This window comes from Limnohabitans sp. B9-3, assembly GCF_002778325.1.
Classification (GTDB): Bacteria; Pseudomonadota; Gammaproteobacteria; order Burkholderiales; family Burkholderiaceae_C; genus Limnohabitans; species Limnohabitans kasalickyi.
Map to the genome: position 1 here is coordinate 76798 of NZ_NESI01000005.1, position 19926 is coordinate 96723.

Genomic DNA, 19926 nt, shown 5'->3' on the forward strand with positions numbered 1-19926 from the left:
TTCAAACGGACTCGACCATCGAGACGGCCGACTCCATGTCAACAGCCACGATGCGAGAAACGCCTTGTTCCTGCATGGTCACGCCGATGAGTTGTTCTGCCATTTCCATGGCAATCTTATTGTGAGAAATAAAGAGGAATTGCGTCTCTTTGGACATGCTCGACACCAGTTTGGCGTAACGCTCGGTGTTGGCGTCGTCCAGCGGCGCGTCCACCTCGTCGAGCAAACAAAACGGGGCGGGGTTGAGCTGAAAAATGGCAAACACCAAGGCAATCGCGGTCAACGCTTTTTCGCCACCGGACAGCAAGTGAATGGTTTGGTTTTTCTTGCCAGGTGGCTGGGCCAGCACTTGCACGCCCGCATCCAAAATCTCGTCGCCCGTCATCACCAGTTTGGCATTGCCGCCACCGAACAGTTCGGGGAACATGCGGCCAAAGTGCTCGTTGACGATCTTGAAAGTGCCGCCCAAGAGCTCGCGGGTTTCGCCGTCGATCTTGCGAATGGCGTCTTCCAGCGTGTTCATGGCGTCGGTCAAATCTTTGGTTTGTGAGTCCAAAAATACCTTGCGTTCGCTGGCAATGGCCAACTCGTCCAAGGCGGCCAAGTTGACGGCTCCCAAAGCCGTGATGTCGCGGTTCAAGCGGTCAATCTCGCCTTGCAAACCGCCTAAGCGCACGTTGTTGACTTGGATGGAGGCGCCCACGGCCTCGAGGTCGGCTTGGGCATCGGCCAGCAATTGGGTGTATTGCTCCAGCCCCAAACGCGCGGCTTGTTCTTTCAGTTGGAAATCGGTGATGCGTTGGCGCAAAGGCTCCAACTCGCGCTCCAACTGCAAGCGGCGCTCGTCGCTGGCACGCAGTTTGGTGGTGAGGTCGTCGTACTCGCTGCGCTTGGCACTCAAGGCAGCTTCGCGCGCCATCTTGATGTTCAAGGCGTTTTGCAGGCCGGCTTGCGCAGCGGCGTCGGTCAAACGGGTGAGGTCTTCTTGCACGCGCGTTTCTTCGGCAGCCACCGAGGCGGCTTGCTGGGTGGCGGTGTCGATGATGCGTTTGAGTTCGGCCTCACGGTTGGCCAAGCTGCGTTGCGAGAACTGCGCTTCTTGGGCTTGACGCTCCAAGCTGCGTTGTTGTTCGCGGCTGTCGTTCAAGCGACGCTCGGCGTTGATGACGGCGTCGTCGAGCTGGGCGTGGCGCTCTTGGCTGTCGGCCAATTGCATGTCGAGTTCTTCAAAGCGACCTTCCGCGTTCACGCGGCGCTCTTGCAAGTCAGCCAATTGGGCCTCAACTTCTGCCAAATCGCCACTCAGCTGAGCACTACGAGCGCGGGTTTGTTCGGCCAATTGTGTGAGGCGCAAGGTTTCGACTTGCAACTCATGGGCGCGCGCTTGGGCAGCCGTGGCTTCGGCACGGATGCTGACCAAACGCTGCGACGACTCGCTATACGCAGCCTCAGCACGCACCAAGTTGTGGCGCGCTTCATCGCTGATGAAAGCTTGCGCTTTGGTGCTTTTGTCGAGGTTTTCGATTTCTTGGGCACGGGCCAGCAAGCCCGATTGGGCGCTGTCTTGGGCGTAAAACGTGACGCTGTGGGCGCTGATGGCGTGGCCACTGGGCACATACATCACTTGCCCAGGCTGCAAACTGGCGCGTTTGGCCAAGGCCTCGTCCAAGTTGGGCGCGGTGAAGCAGCCACTCAGCCATTCGGTGAGCAAGCCTTGCAGGCCCGCATCATTCAAACGCAGCAAGTCAGACAAGCGCGGCATGGCGCTGGAGGTGCTTGGCGCTGAGGCGATCGGTGGTGTGTAAAACGCCAGTTTGGCGGGTGGCGCGTCGGTTTGAAAAGCGCGCACGATGTCCAAACGGCTGACTTCGAGCGAAGCCATGCGCTCCCGCAAGGCGGCTTCAAGCGCGTTTTCCCAACCGGCGTCGATGTGGATGCGGCTCCACAAAGCTTGCAACCCGTCCAAGCCGTGCTTGGTCAACCAAGGCTTGAGCTTGTCGTCGGTTTGGACCTTTTCTTGCAGGGCTTTGAGGGCTTCCAAGCGAGCAGAAATGTCGGCTTGCTTGGCTTGCTCGGTGTTGACGTTTTGCTGCGCGGTGCGACGGGCTTCGTCGAGTTGCGGCACGTTGGCTTGCAACTCTTCGAGCTGCGCGGCCGTGATTTCGGCGGTGGCTTGCGCGTCTTGCAACTGCTCTTGCAGGTGGGTCAAGCGCACTTCATCGGGCGATGCCAAGGCGTTGCGGTCGGCGCTCAAGCGCTCGTGGCGGGCGTTGAGGGTGCGGCTTTGCTCTTCAATGTTGCGCTGGTCAGCGGCCAAGACCTGAATTTGCTGCTGCACCTGCGACACGGAAGCACGTTGTTCGTTGCTGCGTTGTTGGGCGTTGCGCACGGCATCTTCCAAGTCGGGCAGCTGCATGGCTTGCTCTTCCACCTGGGCGGCGAGCATGACGGCGCGTTCTTCGCCATCCATGGCAGCCGAGGCCAAGTTTTCGATTTCTTCCAGCGCTGTTTCGGACTGTGACGCCCAATGCGCGGTTTGTTCTTTGATTTGCACCAAACGGGCTTCGGCCCTTTGGCGGCCTTCCACCACAAAACGAATTTCGGCCTCCAAGCGCCCCACTTCGGCGCTTGCCTCGTACAGCGCGCCTTGGGCTTGGTTCACCTGATCGCCTGCCGCGTAGTGGGCTTGGCGAACGGTTTCAAGATCGGCTTCGATGTGGCGCAAGTCGGCAATGCGCGACTCCAAGTCGTTCACGGCTTTGTCGGCTTGGGTTTTCAAACCCGATTGGTCGACCTCGGCCTCGGCACGGCGCAAGAACCACAGCTGGTGCTGTTTGAGCGTGACATCGCCTTGCAGGGCGTGGTAACGCTGGGCCACTTCGGCCTGCTTTTCCAGCTTTTCAAGGTTGGCGTTCAACTCGCGCAAGATGTCTTCGACGCGGGTCAAGTTCTCGCGAGTGTCACTCAGGCGGTTTTCGGTTTCGCGACGGCGCTCTTTGTATTTAGAAACGCCAGCCGCCTCTTCCAAGAACAAACGCAGCTCTTCAGGGCGCGATTCGATGATGCGGCTGATGGTGCCCTGGCCAATGATGGCGTAAGCGCGTGGGCCCAAACCCGTGCCCAAGAACACATCTTGCACGTCGCGGCGACGCACGGGTTGGTTGTTGATGAAGTAGCTGGAGCCACCATCTCGGGTCAGCACACGCTTGACCGCAATCTCGGGGAACTGGCTCCACTGACCGCCGGCGCGGTGATCCGCGTTGTCAAACACCAACTCGACGCTGGAGCGGCTGGCCGGTTTACGGGTGTTGGTGCCGTTGAAAATCACGTCTTGCATGGACTCGCCACGCAGCTCGCTGGCTTTGCTCTCGCCCAGCACCCAGCGCACGGCATCCATGATGTTGGATTTGCCGCAGCCATTGGGCCCCACTACGCCGACCAATTGGCCGGGCAGCAGAAAATTAGTGGGTTCCGCGAAGGACTTGAAACCCGATAACTTGATTGAATTCAGACGCACCGAAAAACCTCTTGTTGGAGAGGGTCCATCATAAAGCGGCGAGCCAAGCGCGAACCTCGGTCAACAAGCTCAACAAGTCAGGAACGAGGTTCATGTAAGCGGCACGGGTCACTGCCAGCGGCTCTTGGCGGCTGGTTTGGTACAGGTCGGTCATGGCTTGCGCCAAAGTCTCGGTCGTAAACAAGGGCATGAACCCTTTCAAAGCATGCAAGGCGTGCTCAACCTTCAACGCGTCTTGCGCTGTAAGCGCAGCCTCAATGATGGCCATTTCTTGACCCAAACTTTGTTCAAACGTCACCATCAACTCTCGGAGCTGGTCTGGGTCAAACGCAAACTCTTTGGCACTGTTTAAATTGAGGAGCATGGCAAAAATAGGGGGTCAAGGAATAGGCGGTGGGACTTGCATCAAGCGCGGGGATAATAGCAGTCATGAACCCCTTGCTTTTGAGTCTACAGCCCTATCCTTTCGAGCGGCTGAAACAACTTTTTGCCCCTGTCACTCCGAACCCAGCCTTTGCGCCAATCAGTCTGGGTATTGGCGAGCCGCGCCACGCCACGCCAGCCTTGGTGCTGGAGGCTTTGTCCAAGGCCACAGGTCAGTTGGCCGCCTACCCAGCCACAGCCGGCTTGCCTGCCCTGCGCGCCTCTTGCGCAGCATGGGTGCAGCGCCGCTACGGGTTAAAGCTGGATGCCGCCACCCAAGTGCTGCCCGTTAACGGTTCACGTGAGGCCTTATTTGCTTTCGCTCAAACCGTGATTGACCCCTCCAAGACCGACGCGCATGGAAGCCCCCTTGAAGCGGTGGTGGTCTGCCCCAACCCCTTTTATCAAATTTATGAGGGTGCCGCGATTTTGGCCGGAGCCAAACCCTATTACGCCCCCAGCGACCCCGCATTGAACTTCAACGTCGATTGGGCCCAAGTACCTGACTACGTGTGGGCCAAGACCCAATTGCTGTTTGTGTGCTCACCGGGCAACCCGACGGGTGCCGTGATGCCGCTCAGCGACTGGGAAAAACTCTTTGCCTTGAGCGACCAATACGGCTTCGTCATTGCCAGCGACGAGTGCTACAGCGAGATTTATTTCCGCGAAGAAGCGCCGTTGGGTGGCCTAGAAGCCGCCGCCAAATTGGGCCGCACCGACTTCAAAAACTTGGTGGCCTTCACCAGCTTGTCCAAGCGCAGCAACGTGCCGGGCATGCGCAGCGGTTTTGTAGCGGGTGACGCCAACATCCTCAAACAGTTCTTGCTCTACCGCACCTACCATGGCAGCGCCATGAGCGGCATGGTGCAAGAAGCCAGCATCGCGGCTTGGAACGATGAGGCGCATGTGGTGGCCAATCGTGAGCAATACCGCCAAAAGTTTGCGGCTGTGACCCCCCTGTTGGCCGAGGTGATGGATGTACGCTTGCCCGACGCCGGTTTTTACCTGTGGGCTGCAGTCCCAGGTGGGGACGACGTCGCATTCGCACGCGACTTGCTGGCTCAATACAATGTGACGGTTTTGCCAGGCAGCTACCTAGCGCGTGAAGGTCACGGTTTAGGTGAAGCCCAAGGGTTCAACCCGGGGGCAGGTCGTATTCGCATGGCCTTGGTAGCCGAAACCGCCGAATGCTTAGAAGCGGCGCAACGCATTGTGGCGTTCGTCAAACAACTCAACCCTTAATTACAACGTAGAGAAGACAACCATGACTCAGCACCAACTCCAACACGTCATTGACAACGCTTGGGACAACCGCGCCAACATCAATCCCGCCAATGCCTCCGCCGAAGTGCGCGATGCCGTCGACCATGTGATCGCCGAACTCAATGCCGGTCGGGTACGCGTGGCAACCCGTGAATCCGTGGGCCAATGGACCGTGCACCAATGGCTGAAGAAGGCCGTGTTGTTGTCATTCCGTTTGAAAGACAACCAAATCATCAAAGCTGGTGACTTGGGCTTCTACGACAAAGTGGAAACCAAATTTGCCCATTTGAGCGAAGAAGAAATGAAAGAAAGCGGCGTGCGCGTGGTGCCTCCTGCTGTGGCCCGTCGCGGCAGCTATATCGCACCCGGTGCGATTTTGATGCCCTCGTACGTGAACATCGGCGCTTATGTCGACTCAGGCACCATGGTCGACACATGGGCTACCGTGGGTTCATGCGCACAAGTGGGCAAGAACGTGCACTTGTCTGGGGGCGTGGGCTTGGGCGGTGTGTTGGAGCCTTTGCAAGCCAACCCCACCATCATTGAAGACAACTGCTTCATCGGCGCACGTTCTGAAGTGGTCGAAGGCGTCATCGTCGAAGAAAACTCGGTGTTGGGCATGGGCGTGTACATCGGCCAGAGCACGCCTTTGTTCGACCGTGCCACAGGCGAAATCAGCTACGGTCGCGTGCCGAGTGGCTCGGTGGTGGTCAGCGGCAACATTCCTAAAGTGGCGGCCAACGGCGCGCCTTACAGCATGTACGCTGCCATCATCGTCAAGCGTGTAGATGCACAAACCCGATCGAAGACCAGCATCAACGACTTGTTGCGCGATTAATTCGTTTCAAAGCCAAAATTAGAAGTCTTTTCGATGTCTCGCACCCTCCAGCTCACCGAGCAACTCATCTCGCGCCCTTCGGTCACCCCCGAGGACGCGGGCTGTTTGGACGTCATTGCCGCGCGGCTTTCGCCGCTCGGTTTTGAGTGTGAGCGCATCGACAGCGGGCCAGACACCTTTCGCGTGAGCAACCTGTGGGCGATCAAACGCAGCACGCACGCCAACGCCAAAACACTGGTGTTTGCAGGCCACACCGATGTGGTGCCCACTGGACCCGTGGACAAGTGGACCAGCGACCCCTTCACCCCTACTCACCGCGACGGCAAATTGTTTGGCCGTGGTGCAAGCGACATGAAAGCGTCGTTGGCGGCGATGGTGGTGGCGTGTGAAGAGTTTGCTCAAACGGGCAAAGACCCAGCCATCAACATCGCCTTCTTGCTCACCAGCGACGAAGAAGGCCCAGCCCTAGATGGCACGGTGAAGGTTTGCGAAGCCCTCACAGCACGCGGCGAAAAACTCGACTGGTGCATCGTTGGCGAACCCACCTCGGTAGAGCGCACCGGCGACATGATCAAAAACGGCAGACGCGGCACGATGAGTGGCAAGCTCACCGTCAAAGGCGTGCAAGGCCACATCGCCTACCCGCAACTCGCTAAAAATCCCATCCATTTGCTAAGCCCTGCATTGGCAGAGTTAGTGGCGATTGAGTGGGACAAAGGCAACGACTTTTTCCAACCCACCAGCTGGCAAGTGAGCAACATCCACGCTGGCACGGGTGCGAGCAACGTGATTCCAGGTGAATGCGTGGTGGACTTTAACTTCCGCTTCTGCACCGAATCAACGCCTGAGCAATTGCAACAGCGCCTCACGGCTGTGCTGAACAAACACAATTTAGAGTTCGATCTCAAATGGACCATCGGCGGATTGCCCTTTCTCACCACACCCGGTGACTTGGTCGGTGCCGTGCAACGCGCTATCCATGACGAAACTGGCATTGACACAGAGCTGTCCACCACCGGGGGCACCAGCGACGGTCGTTTTATTGCGCAAGTTTGCCCACAAGTCATTGAGCTGGGCCCACCCAATGCCACCATCCACAAAATCAACGAGTTTGTGGCTGTGGCTGATTTGGATCCCCTGAAAAATATCTATCGCCGTGTGCTGGAACAGCTGCACGGCTTGGCCTCACAGGCCAACACGTCCCCCCAATGAACCTATCTTTGACACTCAGCGCGCTCATTGCTCAGAGCGCGCAGCAGCTTGATGCTGCCCACACTGCAGGCAATTTGAGCTTCGGTCACGGCACCACCAACGCCGCCGACGAAGCCGCTTGGCTGGTGCTGTGGAAGCTGGGTTTGCCACTCGACACCGATGTGTCGGACGAAGTGCACAACATCGAGCTGCCCGCCACCCAAGTGGCCAGCGTGCAAGCCTTCATTGCGCACCGCATCGCCAGCCGCAAGCCTGCGGCTTACCTCACACAAGAGGCATGGTTGCAAGGTGTGTCGTTCTACATCGACGAGCGCGCCATCGTGCCGCGCTCGCTCATTGCCGAAGTCTTGGCCGAAGGCAGCATCGACCCTTGGCTTGACCCCAACACTAACCGCGTGCTTGACCTGTGCACAGGCAACGGCAGCCTGGGCATCTTGGCGGCACTCGCTTTCCCAGACATCACGGTGCAAGGCTTGGACTTGTCCAATGACGCTTTGGCTGTGGCGCAAATCAACATCGAACGCCACGGCCTTGAAGCCCGCATGACGCTGGCCGAATCGGATGGTTTGGCACAAGCCGATGGTGCGTTTGACCTGATCTTGTGCAACCCACCCTACGTGAACGCACACAGCATGACCGAGCTGCCCGCCGAATTCAAAGCTGAGCCCGCGCTCGCGTTGGCTGGCGGCACAGACGGCATGGACTTTATTCGCCAAATGCTGCGCGACGCCCCAGCACACATGAGCGAACACGCGGTTTTGGTTTTAGAAATTGGCCACGAACGCGATTACTTTGAAGCAGCCTTTCCTCATCTAGATGTCGTGTGGCTATCGACCAGTGCTGGTGACGACCAGGTCTTACTCCTCACACGCCAGGCGATTGTCGAAGGCGCAAATAAAAAATGATCACGATTAAAAATGTCACCTTGCGCCGCAGTGCCAAGGTGTTGCTCGAAGGCGCCACCGTCACCCTGAACCCCGGTGAAAAAGTAGGCTTGGTGGGCCGCAACGGCGCAGGTAAATCGTCGCTGTTTGCGTTGCTCAACGGCAACTTGCAAGAAGACACGGGCGAGTTCTACATTCCCACGCAATGGCGCATGGGCCAGGTGTCTCAAGACATGCCCGAGACCGAGCAAAGTGCCACCGAGTTCGTGATTGAAGGCGACACCGTCTTGAACGACGCGCGCGCCGAAGTGGCTGCCGCAGAAACGACCGAAGACGGCGAACGCTTGGGCAACGCCTACATGGCGCTGTACGACGCAGGCGAGCATGATGCGCAGTCACGCGCACAAGCGCTCATCTTGGGATTGGGCTTTAAAACCACCGAGCTCGACAACCCTGTGAACAGCTTCTCTGGCGGTTGGCGCATGCGTTTGCAATTGGCGCGTGCGCTGATGTGCCCGTCTGATTTGCTACTACTTGACGAACCGACCAACCACTTGGACTTGGACGCGTTGGTGTGGTTGGAAGCTTGGCTCAAGCGCTATGAGGGCACGATGGTCGTCATCAGCCATGACCGCGAATTCTTGGATGCGGTGACCAACGTCACCCTGCACATCGATGCCGGCAAGCTGGTGCGCTACGGCGGCAACTACAGCAAATTTGAGGACATGCGCGCCGAGCAAATGGAGCTGCAACAAAACGCGTTTGCTAAGCAGCAAGACAAGATTGCGCATTTGCAAAAGTTCATTGCACGCTTCAAGGCCAAGGCCAGCAAAGCCAAGCAAGCGCAAAGCCGTGTCAAGGCTTTGGACCGCATGGAAAAGATTGCGCCGTTGTTGGCCGAGGCCGACTTCAGCTTCGAGTTCAAAGAACCTGCCAACTTGCCCAACCCCATGCTGAGCATGCAAGGTGTGAGCGTGGGCTACCCTGCCCCCGCCGACGCGCCTGCGGGAACGCCACCCACGGTCATCGTGCAAAACGTCAGCCGCTCGGTGCTGGCTGGGCAACGCATTGGCATCTTGGGTGCCAACGGCCAAGGTAAATCCACGCTGGTGAAAACCATCGCACGCGATTTGCAAGCCATCGGCGGCGATATGACCGAAGGCAAAGGCCTGAACATCGGCTACTTTGCGCAGCAAGAACTCGACGTGCTGCACCCCGCCGACAACCCGCTCGACCACATGATTGGATTGGCGAAAAAACTCACCAACGACGGAAAGCTGGCCGGCCAAGCCACACGCGAGCAAGACTTGCGCAGTTTCTTGGGCCAGTTCAACTTTGGCGGCGACATGGTCAAGCAAGCTGTGGGCAGCATGAGCGGTGGCGAAAAAGCCCGCTTGGTGCTGTGCATGTTGGTGTGGCAACGCCCCAACCTCTTGCTGATGGACGAGCCTACCAACCACTTGGACTTGGCCACCCGCGAAGCGCTGAGCATGGCGCTCAATGAATTTGAAGGCACCGTGATGCTGGTCAGCCACGACCGTGCTTTGTTGCGTGCCGTGTGTGACGAGTTCTGGATGGTGTCACGCGGTGGTGTCGAACCCTTTGACGGCGACTTGGACGACTACCAACGCTACCTGCTGGACGAAGGCAAACGTCTGCGTGCCGAAGCTGTGGCGGCGGCAAATGCGGCTGCATCGAAGCCTGCGGTGGTCGCTCCTGTGGTGGTGGCCAAAGACAACGGTCAGGTTCGAAAAGACATCAACGAGAAAAAACGTCCGTTGAAAAAAGAGATGGATGGCGTGGAAAAAAACATGGCCACCCTCGAGTCTGAGAAGACGGCGCTCCACGACAAACTCGCCACACCGCTTCCCCCTGCGGATATTGCAGAAGCAGGCAAACGTCTCAAAGCAGTCGAAGATGAGTTGGCGGCGCTAGAACTGCGGTGGCTAGAACTGACCGAAGCCATGGATGCGATTGAAAGCGCGATGGCCTAACCTTCAAGCGCATCTCATAAGCTGCGCTTGAAGCGGAGGTTACAGACTCAACACGCGTGCACTGAACTCCGCGCTGCACCAAATGATGGCTGGGAACGAACATAGCCATGCCCAGAAGAATCGGTTCAAGCCAAAGAACCAAAACACCAAGAAGTGAAAGAACGCCGCCACGGCGCAAAACACGGCGGCCAATCGTGGGTCTAGCAAACTGAGGGGAAACATAATTTCCCACCCAATGAAGCACCACGAGCTCAACATGGCGAGCCACTTGTTACGCAGCGGGTGTGTGGGCGACAACGGGCCGTAAATCGCACCATTCAAGAAGATGGTCAGGGCCGAGCCGTTGCGCCACTCAGGCCGCAGCAGCTTCACCGCACCCGACATGAAGTAAGACGTGATGGATTGAATGGCGATGTACCAAAAGCCAGCTTGCCAGCCCAGCTGTGGGTTTGCAAAGATGCTGACCACTTGCGCAATGAGCAAACCTGTGAGCACCACCAGCGTCATGAAATCACTGCCGCCGTTAAACGCGCCGCGCCAACGAATGAGAATAAGCAGGTTGCCTACAAACAAAAAACCAATGAGGCTTATTGATGCGCCTTGCACCGCCAGCCACAGAGCGGCCAGCAAACGCAGGATCAAGTGCAGTTGATGCATGCGGGCTTTGAACAGCACATCCAAAAAAGCACGCACTGTGGCGCTCGGAATGTCGGCCCGTTGTAACTGCCAAGACCAAAGGCCATCGTCTGCAGTCACCTTCCCCATGCGCAAATACTCTAGGGTCTGAATGAGCAAGCTGCAAGCGAACAAAATTTCAGTGCCGCGAATGGCCATCAGCGTTGGTGCGTTGATCAGTGCGTCAAGGGAAGGACGGATCAGCATGGCACCACCGGCGAGGTCATCATCACCTGTGTATCTGATTTCCCAGTTGGCCTATCTAGCACCATGCGCAGCTCAAACTGGCTGTGGGTAAAGTTGGCATCGCGCGCGCGTAACACTTGTTCGGCGAGCCGGGCAATCATGGCGTAAGTCACCAACTCACGAGGATCAGCACCTTCAGGCAAGTCATACAAATCGGCCCAAAAGTGATCAACCAAATTTTGTTGCCCCAGTCCTAAATTGGTATCAGCGTTGTGAAAGAGATGGTGCAAACGGCGATGGCAACGTGGATAAATCAGCACCCACTCCGCCCAAAGCAACTCTCCCGGGCCTTGCTGCGCAGCGGATCGCGCATACAAATGCGGCACATATCCAACTGCATGAAAGAACTTCCAATTCGGAAAAAACGCTCGCATCAAAAACAGCCATGGCCCCTTGACCACAGGACCCTTGAGCAGCAGCGTGGCCAGCAGCACCAAGAAATAAAAGACAAATAAAAGTTCTGTCATGTGCGAACTCAGATATAAATAATCTGATGCCCATTTGACGCGATAAACGGGCTGAAAAATTTTGAAAATAAAAAGCAAAAAGGGTTAGCAAATTACTTTGCTAACCCTTGAATACTTGGTGGGACCAGCGGGGGTCGAACCCACGACAAACGGATTAAAAGTGTTGAACTCTGTACCACTATTCTGTACATTATCAACGTTTTTCAGCGTGGATAAAAAGTGGTGTGCGAGTTTTAGCATTGTACCCACCGTGCTAAAACAAAAAACTTTGCGTGAAGGTATTTTAACTATGCCTCTCATCCCCTCCACCATCATTTTCGCAAACACTATGTTTTTCACCACAAACCGTGCGTTTTCAGCGTGATTTGCGGCATTTACAAAACGTGGTGTGCGTAGCAACACGCTGTCACCCCCAACACAACGCACCTTAGAAGCGTTGCTGTTGTTGCTTACGTAAGCGTTCAGCGTCACGCTGTCTGCGTTGCCTGTCACGTTCTGCCTGTAGTTGTTGTCTATCACGTTCAACATTGTTCTTCAGCCCTTGTATTCTTGCCTGTTCAGGCGATAACGGCGGCTTGGGTTTAATGGTGCTGTCAAGCAACGTGTTGTCATCATCTCCCTCGTTAGTTTGTACTGGTGATGTAGCAACGCTATTCATCCCGTACTTGTATTGAAGAAGTAGTTTTGCGTGAATGGTGCTGTCAGCAAACACAATCGTTTTAACCAACTGCCCACCAACACGCACGGTAGCCAAGTATTTGTTCATACAAATATTTAGTACCCCCTGCCAACGCATCACCCAACCCCCTGTTTATCCATAAGCACGGTTTTTCACCCCCACCAACTTGCGTGGCAAAAACCGTGCTTTTTAATAAACCCTACCCTTACCCCCTACTTTTACCCACCAAACCCATCACGCAGTTTGTTAGCGGCGTTCTCAATCGCTGTGTCCAACTCACCTGCCAACACAGCCGCTTTAATCACCTCCAACACCCCCACCAAGTCCTTTTCAGCCCCCACCTCAACAGCGTGTTTGCCCTTCGCCAGTTCCAACACCTTCGTTCCATAACGCACTGACAGCGACAACTTGCCGTTATCAGCAACAAACCACCAAGCCTTTACACGCTTGTTCGTTTCTACTTGCTTGCGTAAGCCCGTTTCGTTGTCTGCAATAGTGCGGAACTTGGTTGCTGTGTATTGCGTCCCTGCTTGCTGTGCCTTCGCCAGTTCCATCTGTTCCCACAGCCGTTTTGCCAACTTGTTGCGTCGTTGCTGTACTGGCGACATTTGGGTTGGTTTCTGTGCGGCTGTCAGTTTCAAAGTGCTCATCGTTGTCATTGCGTTTCCCTTTCGTTAGTAGCAATGAACTAACTTTATTTTCGGTCTTCTGGTTTGGACAACCTCTATTTGGCAAACACTTTGGCAACCAAACAAAAAGCCACTTTTAGTCGCCTGTTCTTATGTCGTTGCTAAATAGATGTATGAACGCATACAAGAACTACAAAGACGACGCACTGACAGCGGATTGGCTACGTGACATTGGTTTGAACGACAAAACTTTCAACACAGCCAAACTCAACGTTGTTAGGGCACAAACAATGGCACACACATTACTCACGCAACATCGTGCTCTGTTGTCCAACAGCCAACTCCATTCGCTTACAGCGTTTGAACAGGCTTGCGGCAACAAACGAGAACGCCAACGCATTACGGATGCTTTCTGTCATTGCGTTATGAACATCAACACCAACATCAATCGCAAACTATTCAAACAGCACCGAAAACTAAACAAACCAAACATTACGGCAACCAACATCTAAACAACTTAGGCAACGACAGCAGATAAACAACTGCTACATCAAAGTGTAAAAACCCAGTTTGTAATATGACGGCTAATGAGACTGGACTTGTCGCACAACACTATGGAGGCGTGCGACGTATAAGTGAATGCCGCAAAGTTTCACACCAATCAAGTCAATGCTGAAGTGTGTTGAGAGTTTCAATACGATCGTCTCTCATAAAACTTATCCATAGTCGTGTCGATGGGCAATCGCTATCAACACTATGCGACGGACTGATGTGACTTTTTCAAGTCGCATAGCCGTCGTATGCTCCAAACAATCATCGAACTTCAAACATCAACTTGTTAAAAAATGTGCTGAACAAAACACAGAGCGACAGCGAAAGTGTTTTGTGACAGCACAAGCGTACGCAGTACGCTCTTAAACGTTTAGTACTGGTGTTAGATTAAATCACCAGCATCATTATTTTCTGTATCACGCAAAAACTACAGCCCAAAAATTCTGTATGTACAAATGGGATTTCACGGCTAAACGCACAGCAACGCATCAAAACGCTGTTTTAAGCAATCGTTTTAATGTCGTTGTCCGCTACGAACACGAGCAACAAAAAGATAGCGTGTAGGGCGTTTTAAGCGTTCTTTCCGTTTTGTGTCCGTTATGCCACGCATCACCTTAAATACTACGAGATAACAGAATACGCAAACTACTTGGTCTGCGTTTTAAGTTGTTGATTTTGAACAAATCAGCATCAACCCGCCAACTTATCGGGTTTCACTTGTCCAAACACCAACAAAGAAAACATACTTAAAGCACACAACTTATTTGGAGAACATTATGGCAACAGCAAAATCACTTACCCCAGCAGAACTTGAGAAAGTTTTGTCACACATCGCACAACACCCAAACGCAGAACGCAATCGACTGATGCTGATGATTGGTGTAATGGCAGGTCTGCGTGTTGGCGAGATTTCAGGTTTGACACTTGGTGACGTACTTGACGCAGATGGCAAGGTACGTAGTGAGATTTATTTGGCAAGTCACCGCGTCAAACACGGAAATGCTCGCACTATCTTTTTGAACACACGCATTCAGCAAGAACTGACCAAGTTCATCGCAACCAAAATATTACGAGACGAACACTTACCTTTGTTCTCGACACATCGTGGCGTTCGTTGCTCGTTCAGCCCAAACACACTTGCCCAGCACTTTTATTGGTTGTTTAAAAACGCAGGTGTAAAAGGTGCCAGCAGTCACTCTTGCCGCAAGACGTTTTTGACATCACTAGCATCACAAGGTGTCAGCGTATTCGTTCTCGCAAGTTTGGCAGGACATAAATCCATCACAACCACCCAACGCTATATCACCACAAACGATGACGTGAAACGCAAGGCTGTTGAACTTGTCTAACTTAAAGGTGTAGGTTTAACAAAAAGCACGGTTTTTCACGCAACCAAACAGCATTGGCAAAAACCGTGCTTTTTAATAAACCGTGTCCTACCTGACCATCAGACCAACAAGACCAAGCCGACCAACCCCTGCCAAGCCCCTATTTTTAAGGCTTCCCAGCCCTACCCCCTGCTTTACCCCTGCCTTTAGCCAGTTCTCGCTCGTGCTCTTCAAGCATCTCAAGTTGCTCTAACTCTTCAGGTGTCATTTTTTTTCGAATCTCCGCTCGTATTACATCTTCCATAGCATCCAGTTCATCACGCCTTCTTGTCATCGCATCAGTTTGTGCCACATCCACTTTTGCCAAGTGTGCTCGTTTCAATTCATTGTTTGCGGCTAAGTGTGCTTGATACGCTTCTTTTCCCTCATCTCTTGCGGCAAAGTATGCATCCAAGTAAATCCGTGCCGCTCTTACTTCTGCTCTTTCAAGTCGCTCATCAAGTGCATCACCAATATCTTCATTTGCTTCACTTAAAGCCTTTTCATAAGCCTCAATATAAATCTCACGCTTCGTCTTCCAACCAAGTTCTCGCTCTTCTTCTTTTGTACGTGCTCGTTTTACTTTTCTCAACGCTTGTTGTTCAGTCCAAGCCGCATCCATTGCCGCAATCTGTTCATCACTCAGCAAAGCCTTTACATCTCGTGCGGCAACTTCTTTATCTGCCTTCAAGTCAGCAAGTCTTTGTGCCAGCCGTTCTGGCAAGTGTGTTCCATCAAGTTTTGGCATAAATGAAAACAGCGTGATTTTTTACGTCACGCTGTCCTTTGTATTTAGGTTTTACCATCTTGTATTGGAAATACACCACCACTCGTTATCTTCAAATCTCAAACAATTTTGATATGGAGAGAACAAGTAATACCCCATTACAAGTAGAACTGAAATAAACAGCACTCTTACAAAGAATTTTTTATCAGCGTTGAATTCATCTTTCAACTTACTTTTGAAAGATTTTTCTTCTTCAATATTGATTGATTCTTTATCCATTCATCAGTCACTTCTTTGCTGGTGCTTTTTTAGCGGCTGTCTTTTTTGCCGCCGCTTTGTCACCAGTTGCTTTAGGTTTTCCTTTAACTTTCAAGCATCCACGCAGTTGCGTCGCAGTGAAACCGTGTTGCTTACACAACTTCTTTACCATTTCCAAGTCAGCATCTTTTGACGCTTCAAGCAACTTCTTCTTTTCATCAGCAAGTGCTTTTTCTTGTGCTTCAATTTCACTCAATCGTTGGCTTGTACTCATTTCAGTTTCTCCTTTGTTAGCGTTTATTTTTAGCCGATAAAAATCTAAGTAATGTAGTTTTACCAATCAACTTCAAACCTACTGAATTTGACATTGGATACTTTTCAAAAGCCCCAACACCTAAATTCAACATTCTTACGCTTTCCCCAAAAAATGTACCTATGTTTCGTATATTTTTAGAGAAATCACCCCTTAGTGAGGCCGCAATAAAACACATTGCTTCTAAACTTATGCTTCCAGTTTCCTCAATATGTTCAGCAACACCTTGTATATAAAAGGTGTAGAAATCGCTTTCATTTAATTTCTTTTCATTTGCGTAAAGCAAAGCACCAAAAATAGCAGATTCCATCAAAACGTTTTCTGGTTCTCTTTCATCTGTGTTGTACGCAGGATCGCAAAACAAATTCTTGTACGAACTCAAAATGTGCCACACCACCCGCTCCATATCTTTTTTTTCAAAAAAACCAGAAAACATAAAGCCATCCTTTAATAGTCATTTTTTTTCAATCATACCCAACTCAAAACAATAAGCAAGCACCCTACGCCAACTTATCTGCCGCCATCGTCGCCGTTAGTTTGCTGTAGTGCTTTTCTATCATTGCGGCAGAGTTGCCCATCTGTTTTGACAAGGTGTGGATGTCCGTGCTGTTGCGTAGCAGTTCAAACGTGGCGTAGGTATGACGTAAAGAGTACAGCGTCCTTGTCTGCCCTTCCGTGTTCTTCAACAAGCCTGTGTCACGCATCAGCCGTCTAAACGTGCCGTTCATACTAGGCGGCTGATAACCGTCAGTAAAACGGAACAGCAAGTGCGGCACACGTTCAGCAAACAAGTCGTCAAAACTTATGTGCCCAATATCCGTTTGTCGTGCGTGTAGCCGTTTCAGCACATCAACTGCCCTGTGTTTTGCTATCAACCAACGCCCGCCAGTCTTGCCATCAACCCAAATCCGCAAGTACCTAACGCCCTTGTCCGTGTGCCACTCAATGTGCCGCCAACAAATACCCATTGCTTCTGTGCCGTGTCGCATTCCCGTTAGCAACAGCATCTCAATGTAGTCACGCAACAAGGGGCGTATTTCCTTTTCAACATCTCGCAAGCCCTTGTGTTGCCACGTTTCCATAAACGCCAACAACTGCGTGATTTCTTCTTCGCTGAACGCTGGGCGTGTTGTGCCCTTCTCGCCCTTTGTGGTTAGTTTTGGCACAGGCACACGCTCGCTGATGTAGCCACGCGACACAGCAACAGACAACAACTTGTTCCAAGCACTGGCGAAGTTCATCAACGTACTTGCTTTGGGTTTGCGACGCATCTGCCTGTCCCGCCACAACTCAAACTCAACGATGTCTGTGTGCGAGAGTTCTTCCAGCCGCTTGTCTTTGAAGTAGGGCAAAAAATACTTCTCAATACATCCCACGTAGTCGCTGTAAGCAGTTCTTCCAGTGCTTGCGTCAATCTTCACTCTCAGTTCTGCCAGCGTCACCGCCGCAATCTGTGCGAACGTGTGTGTTTGGTGTGCTAAACCTAACCGTTGTCTGTACCGTGCTTCGTCGTACAAGTCACAAGCAACGGCAACGGCGTGTTCTATGCTGGCTTTACGTGTGCTTTGGCGATACCAAGTGCCATCAGCAAGTTTGTAGCGGCATTGATACAAGAGGCTGCGGCTTCGTCTGTACAGCACCACTTCACCATCACGCAAATGGATGTGCTGTGCGTTTGCTGTGGCAAGCGAAGCAAGTGCGTGTGACGTTTGTTTTGTCGTGTGGGGCTGTCGTGTGTTTTTGGGTGTTCGTTGCTGGGCTGACATTTAGCAACGACGATGAACAGCGTGGAACTTAAAGTGCTGACTGAGTGTTTTGTTTGTACAGCACGGACGAAAAAAAACACCCCATACAGACGTATGAGGTGTTTTCAGTTTTATTTTGGTGGGACCAGCGGGGGTCGAACCCACGACAAACGGATTAAAAGTCCGCTGCTCTACCAACTGAGCTATGGTCCCATCACGCTTAGTAAACAGTGTTAACTGTGTACCCTGCGAAGCCTCAAAGTATACTGCTATTTTGACTGCTTTGCCAATGGCCGCGAAGAAATTTCATCAATTATCCAACCCGCTGCGCATTGGCCAAACGTGGCTGTCACGCTGACCACAGAGCCGTAACCTTGGCAGTTCAAGCTCCCATCGCCCTCAACGGCGCAGCTGGCGTCGGGTGGGGCCACGGCCTCCCGACTGAACACGCAAGCCACCCCAATTTTTTTTCCTTCGCGGGCCGCACCGTGTTCTTTGCGCAAACGGTAACGCAGTTGGGCCAACAAAGGGTCGTGCGTGGTGAGTGACAAGTCGTCAATGTCCACTTTGTGTGCCAAACGTTTGCCACCGGCGGCACCCACGCTGATGAACAGGGGTTTGGTACGCAAAGCCCAGGCGGCCATCGCCGTTTTAGCTTTGACTTGGTCGCACGCATCAATCACCGCGTCTACCGTGTCGAGTGCTTGTCCCAACAGGCCCGGCCAATTGGCAGGTTCTACGAAGTCGTCAATGCAAGTCACCACGCAATCGGGGTTGATGTGAGTGATACGCTCGCGCATGGCCTCAACTTTGGCCAGTCCTACCGTGGTGTCGAGCGCGTGAATTTGTCGGTTGATGTTGGATTCAGACACATGGTCGAGGTCAATCAAGGTCAAGCGTCCCACACCACTTCTGGCCAGGGCTTCAACGGTCCAAGAGCCTACACCCCCAATACCAACCACCACCACATGCGCGGCGCGAATGCGATGCGCACCATCAACACCGTAGAGTCTTTCAAGGCCACCAAAACGACGCTGCTGCAAAGCCGCATCAAGCACAGTAACTGGCTTCCATGCGTGCCGCTTGCTGACGCAAGGCCACCACAGCACCGACCAAAATAGCGGCCACTGCCACAAAAGCGTTGAGACTGAGGGTAGAAATACCGCTCAACCCTTGGCCAAAGGTACAACCCATCGCGGTGACACCGCCTACGCCCATGAGCACGCTGCCCATCAAATGGTTGGCCAGATCTCGTTGATTCGCAAAGCTTTCCCATCGAAAGGTCTTGCTCAACAACGCCGAAGCCGCTGCACCCAAAATGATGCCCACCACAGACACAACGCCAGCAGTCAAAACTTTAGATTTGTCGCTGAAAAACATCAGCCAATCCAGGGTGTGTGCAACAGGCGCCACGAACGTGAGCGCTTCAATGCGTCCTGAATTGGTCGCAACATAAACAGCCTCTAGAGTTTCGGGGTGTTCCGCGACAAACCCGAAATGCCCACTGATCCACCAAAGTACCACAACCACAGTCCCCACACCAAAACTAGCGAGTAGGTTGTCCAATCTCCAAAAGTCTTTGTGACGCAAAGCCAACGCCAAAAACACGGCGCCCAACACGAACCCGGCATAAACGGCCGCAGCGTCAGGATTCAAACCCACCACAGCGCTAAGCAGCGTCCCTAAATGGGCGCCAGTCGGCATATCCAAAGCCACGGCATCAACCGTATTCACACGCAAAACAGCGGTAATGCCCTTGAGCGTGGCAAATCCACTCACCCCCATCACCACAAACACCACCACCGATTTGAGGTTGCCGCCGCCAATACGCACCAAAGTTTTGTTGCCGCAACCCGATGAAATGACCATGCCATAACCAAACATGAAGCCGCCCACAAGGGTCGACAACCAAATAAAGCGTGAACCGGCATACAAAGTTTTGCTGACGTCGATTTGGCCAGATCCGGACAGCGCTGCAAAGCCAATCATGGCCACGCCCACGGCGGCCATCCATTGGCGCGCACGGGTCCAGTCCCCTAGGTTCACGACATCAGAAACGGCACCCATGGTGCAAAAGTGGGTACGTTGGCTGATCACGCCGAGCACGAATGACATCAAAAAAAAGGCCCCGAGGACC

General features: G+C 53.2%; 19 protein-coding genes and 1 tRNA gene. 7 read left to right on the forward strand and 13 right to left on the reverse strand.

All coding sequences use genetic code 11. The features are described 5' to 3' along the window. Nucleotide 1: 1 nt before the first annotated feature. Together smc and B9Z42_RS09470 are read right to left on the reverse strand one after the other, a co-directional pair. On the reverse strand, nt 2-3517 hold the full coding sequence (gene smc / locus B9Z42_RS09465) for a chromosome segregation protein SMC (protein WP_100133135.1): 3516 nt from the start codon (nt 3515-3517) through the stop codon (nt 2-4). 28 nt (nt 3518-3545) lie between these two features. Continuing rightward, on the reverse strand, nt 3546-3881 hold the full coding sequence (locus tag B9Z42_RS09470; protein ID WP_100133136.1) for an Hpt domain-containing protein: 336 nt from the start codon (nt 3879-3881) through the stop codon (nt 3546-3548). Between the two features lie 65 nt (nt 3882-3946). Between B9Z42_RS09470 and dapC the strand changes: the two genes are divergently transcribed. The 5 genes from dapC to B9Z42_RS09495 are packed head-to-tail and all read left to right on the forward strand — an operon-like array spanning nt 3947 to nt 10131. After that, a complete protein-coding gene (gene dapC, locus B9Z42_RS09475) occupies nt 3947-5182 on the forward strand; it encodes a succinyldiaminopimelate transaminase (protein ID WP_100133137.1) in 1236 nt (411 codons plus the stop codon). Nucleotides 5183-5204: 22 nt separating this feature from the next. After that, entirely contained in the window at nt 5205-6041 is an 837-nt protein-coding gene (gene dapD / locus B9Z42_RS09480; protein ID WP_100133138.1) for a 2,3,4,5-tetrahydropyridine-2,6-dicarboxylate N-succinyltransferase, read from the forward strand. 33 nt (nt 6042-6074) lie between these two features. Beyond that, a complete protein-coding gene (dapE, locus tag B9Z42_RS09485) occupies nt 6075-7253 on the forward strand; it encodes a succinyl-diaminopimelate desuccinylase (RefSeq protein WP_100133139.1) in 1179 nt (392 codons plus the stop codon). After that, a complete protein-coding gene (gene prmB, locus B9Z42_RS09490; protein ID WP_100133140.1) occupies nt 7250-8158 on the forward strand; it encodes a 50S ribosomal protein L3 N(5)-glutamine methyltransferase in 909 nt (302 codons plus the stop codon). Before dapE ends, prmB begins: the two co-directional genes overlap by 4 nt. After that, complete coding sequence (locus B9Z42_RS09495; protein ID WP_100133141.1) at nt 8155-10131, forward strand: ABC-F family ATP-binding cassette domain-containing protein; 1977 nt, start codon at nt 8155-8157, stop codon at nt 10129-10131. The genes prmB and B9Z42_RS09495 overlap by 4 nt, the downstream gene beginning before the upstream one ends. A gap of 39 nt (nt 10132-10170) precedes the next feature. On the opposite strand, the gene B9Z42_RS09500 is transcribed toward B9Z42_RS09495, so the two are convergent. The 4 genes from B9Z42_RS09500 to B9Z42_RS09515 form a co-directional block, all read right to left on the reverse strand. Continuing rightward, a complete protein-coding gene (locus B9Z42_RS09500; RefSeq protein ID WP_233203589.1) occupies nt 10171-11013 on the reverse strand; it encodes a hypothetical protein in 843 nt (280 codons plus the stop codon). Continuing rightward, nucleotides 11007-11519: a hypothetical protein gene (locus tag B9Z42_RS09505; RefSeq protein WP_100133143.1), complete on the reverse strand. Its 513-nt coding sequence runs from the start codon at nt 11517-11519 to the stop codon at nt 11007-11009. The genes B9Z42_RS09500 and B9Z42_RS09505 overlap by 7 nt, the downstream gene beginning before the upstream one ends. A gap of 427 nt (nt 11520-11946) precedes the next feature. Beyond that, entirely contained in the window at nt 11947-12285 is a 339-nt protein-coding gene (locus tag B9Z42_RS09510) for a hypothetical protein (protein WP_233203590.1), read from the reverse strand. Nucleotides 12286-12416: 131 nt separating this feature from the next. After that, the gene (locus tag B9Z42_RS09515; protein ID WP_100133145.1) at nt 12417-12857 is read right to left on the reverse strand and encodes a DUF6641 family protein; all 441 of its coding nucleotides are present in this window, start codon (nt 12855-12857) and stop codon (nt 12417-12419) included. Nucleotides 12858-13000: 143 nt separating this feature from the next. On the opposite strand from B9Z42_RS09515, the gene B9Z42_RS09520 reads away from it, so the two are divergent. Both B9Z42_RS09520 and B9Z42_RS09525 read left to right on the forward strand, forming a co-directional pair. Beyond that, nucleotides 13001-13339 (forward strand): hypothetical protein, encoded by a 339-nt coding sequence (locus tag B9Z42_RS09520; RefSeq protein WP_100133146.1) that lies wholly within the window; start codon nt 13001-13003, stop codon nt 13337-13339. A gap of 816 nt (nt 13340-14155) precedes the next feature. After that, nucleotides 14156-14728, forward strand: coding sequence for a site-specific integrase (locus B9Z42_RS09525; RefSeq protein ID WP_100133147.1), 573 nt, complete (start codon nt 14156-14158; stop codon nt 14726-14728). A 145-nt stretch (nt 14729-14873) separates the two neighbouring features. On the opposite strand, the gene B9Z42_RS09530 is transcribed toward B9Z42_RS09525, so the two are convergent. From B9Z42_RS09530 to B9Z42_RS09560, 7 genes are all read right to left on the reverse strand, one after another. After that, nucleotides 14874-15494 (reverse strand): hypothetical protein, encoded by a 621-nt coding sequence (locus B9Z42_RS09530; protein WP_100133148.1) that lies wholly within the window; start codon nt 15492-15494, stop codon nt 14874-14876. A gap of 265 nt (nt 15495-15759) precedes the next feature. Continuing rightward, nucleotides 15760-16005 (reverse strand): hypothetical protein, encoded by a 246-nt coding sequence (locus B9Z42_RS09535; protein ID WP_143474068.1) that lies wholly within the window; start codon nt 16003-16005, stop codon nt 15760-15762. 16 nt (nt 16006-16021) lie between these two features. After that, on the reverse strand, nt 16022-16480 hold the full coding sequence (locus tag B9Z42_RS09540) for a hypothetical protein (protein ID WP_143474069.1): 459 nt from the start codon (nt 16478-16480) through the stop codon (nt 16022-16024). A gap of 64 nt (nt 16481-16544) precedes the next feature. After that, a complete protein-coding gene (locus B9Z42_RS09545) occupies nt 16545-17810 on the reverse strand; it encodes a tyrosine-type recombinase/integrase (RefSeq protein ID WP_233203591.1) in 1266 nt (421 codons plus the stop codon). 116 nt (nt 17811-17926) lie between these two features. Beyond that, nucleotides 17927-18002 (reverse strand) — tRNA-Lys (locus B9Z42_RS09550). A 56-nt stretch (nt 18003-18058) separates the two neighbouring features. Continuing rightward, complete coding sequence (locus tag B9Z42_RS09555) at nt 18059-18847, reverse strand: ThiF family adenylyltransferase (protein WP_233203592.1); 789 nt, start codon at nt 18845-18847, stop codon at nt 18059-18061. After that, nucleotides 18840-19904: a YeeE/YedE family protein gene (locus B9Z42_RS09560; RefSeq protein ID WP_233203593.1), complete on the reverse strand. Its 1065-nt coding sequence runs from the start codon at nt 19902-19904 to the stop codon at nt 18840-18842. The genes B9Z42_RS09555 and B9Z42_RS09560 overlap by 8 nt, the downstream gene beginning before the upstream one ends. Nucleotides 19905-19926: the final 22 nt, after the last annotated feature.

Excerpts from the sequence above, each read along its gene's own strand:
- B9Z42_RS09495 (WP_100133141.1), top strand. The coding sequence starts at position 8,155 with ATGATCACGATTAAAAATGTCACCTTGCGCCGCAGTGCCAAGGTGTTG.
- B9Z42_RS09540 (WP_143474069.1), bottom strand. The coding sequence starts at position 16,480 with ATGTTTTCTGGTTTTTTTGAAAAAAAAGATATGGAGCGGGTGGTGTGG.
- B9Z42_RS09470 (WP_100133136.1), bottom strand. The coding sequence starts at position 3,881 with ATGCTCCTCAATTTAAACAGTGCCAAAGAGTTTGCGTTTGACCCAGAC.
- B9Z42_RS09500 (WP_233203589.1), bottom strand. The coding sequence starts at position 11,013 with ATGCTGATCCGTCCTTCCCTTGACGCACTGATCAACGCACCAACGCTG.
- B9Z42_RS09545 (WP_233203591.1), bottom strand. The coding sequence starts at position 17,810 with ATGTCAGCCCAGCAACGAACACCCAAAAACACACGACAGCCCCACACG.
- B9Z42_RS09530 (WP_100133148.1), bottom strand. The coding sequence starts at position 15,494 with ATGCCAAAACTTGATGGAACACACTTGCCAGAACGGCTGGCACAAAGA.
- B9Z42_RS09535 (WP_143474068.1), bottom strand. The coding sequence starts at position 16,005 with ATGAGTACAAGCCAACGATTGAGTGAAATTGAAGCACAAGAAAAAGCA.
- B9Z42_RS09510 (WP_233203590.1), bottom strand. The coding sequence starts at position 12,285 with ATGAACAAATACTTGGCTACCGTGCGTGTTGGTGGGCAGTTGGTTAAA.
- dapE (WP_100133139.1), top strand. The coding sequence starts at position 6,075 with ATGTCTCGCACCCTCCAGCTCACCGAGCAACTCATCTCGCGCCCTTCG.
- B9Z42_RS09560 (WP_233203593.1), bottom strand. The coding sequence starts at position 19,904 with ATGTCATTCGTGCTCGGCGTGATCAGCCAACGTACCCACTTTTGCACC.
- B9Z42_RS09525 (WP_100133147.1), top strand. The coding sequence starts at position 14,156 with ATGGCAACAGCAAAATCACTTACCCCAGCAGAACTTGAGAAAGTTTTG.
- prmB (WP_100133140.1), top strand. The coding sequence starts at position 7,250 with ATGAACCTATCTTTGACACTCAGCGCGCTCATTGCTCAGAGCGCGCAG.
- B9Z42_RS09515 (WP_100133145.1), bottom strand. The coding sequence starts at position 12,857 with ATGACAACGATGAGCACTTTGAAACTGACAGCCGCACAGAAACCAACC.
- dapC (WP_100133137.1), top strand. The coding sequence starts at position 3,947 with ATGAACCCCTTGCTTTTGAGTCTACAGCCCTATCCTTTCGAGCGGCTG.
- dapD (WP_100133138.1), top strand. The coding sequence starts at position 5,205 with ATGACTCAGCACCAACTCCAACACGTCATTGACAACGCTTGGGACAAC.
- B9Z42_RS09505 (WP_100133143.1), bottom strand. The coding sequence starts at position 11,519 with ATGACAGAACTTTTATTTGTCTTTTATTTCTTGGTGCTGCTGGCCACG.
- B9Z42_RS09520 (WP_100133146.1), top strand. The coding sequence starts at position 13,001 with ATGAACGCATACAAGAACTACAAAGACGACGCACTGACAGCGGATTGG.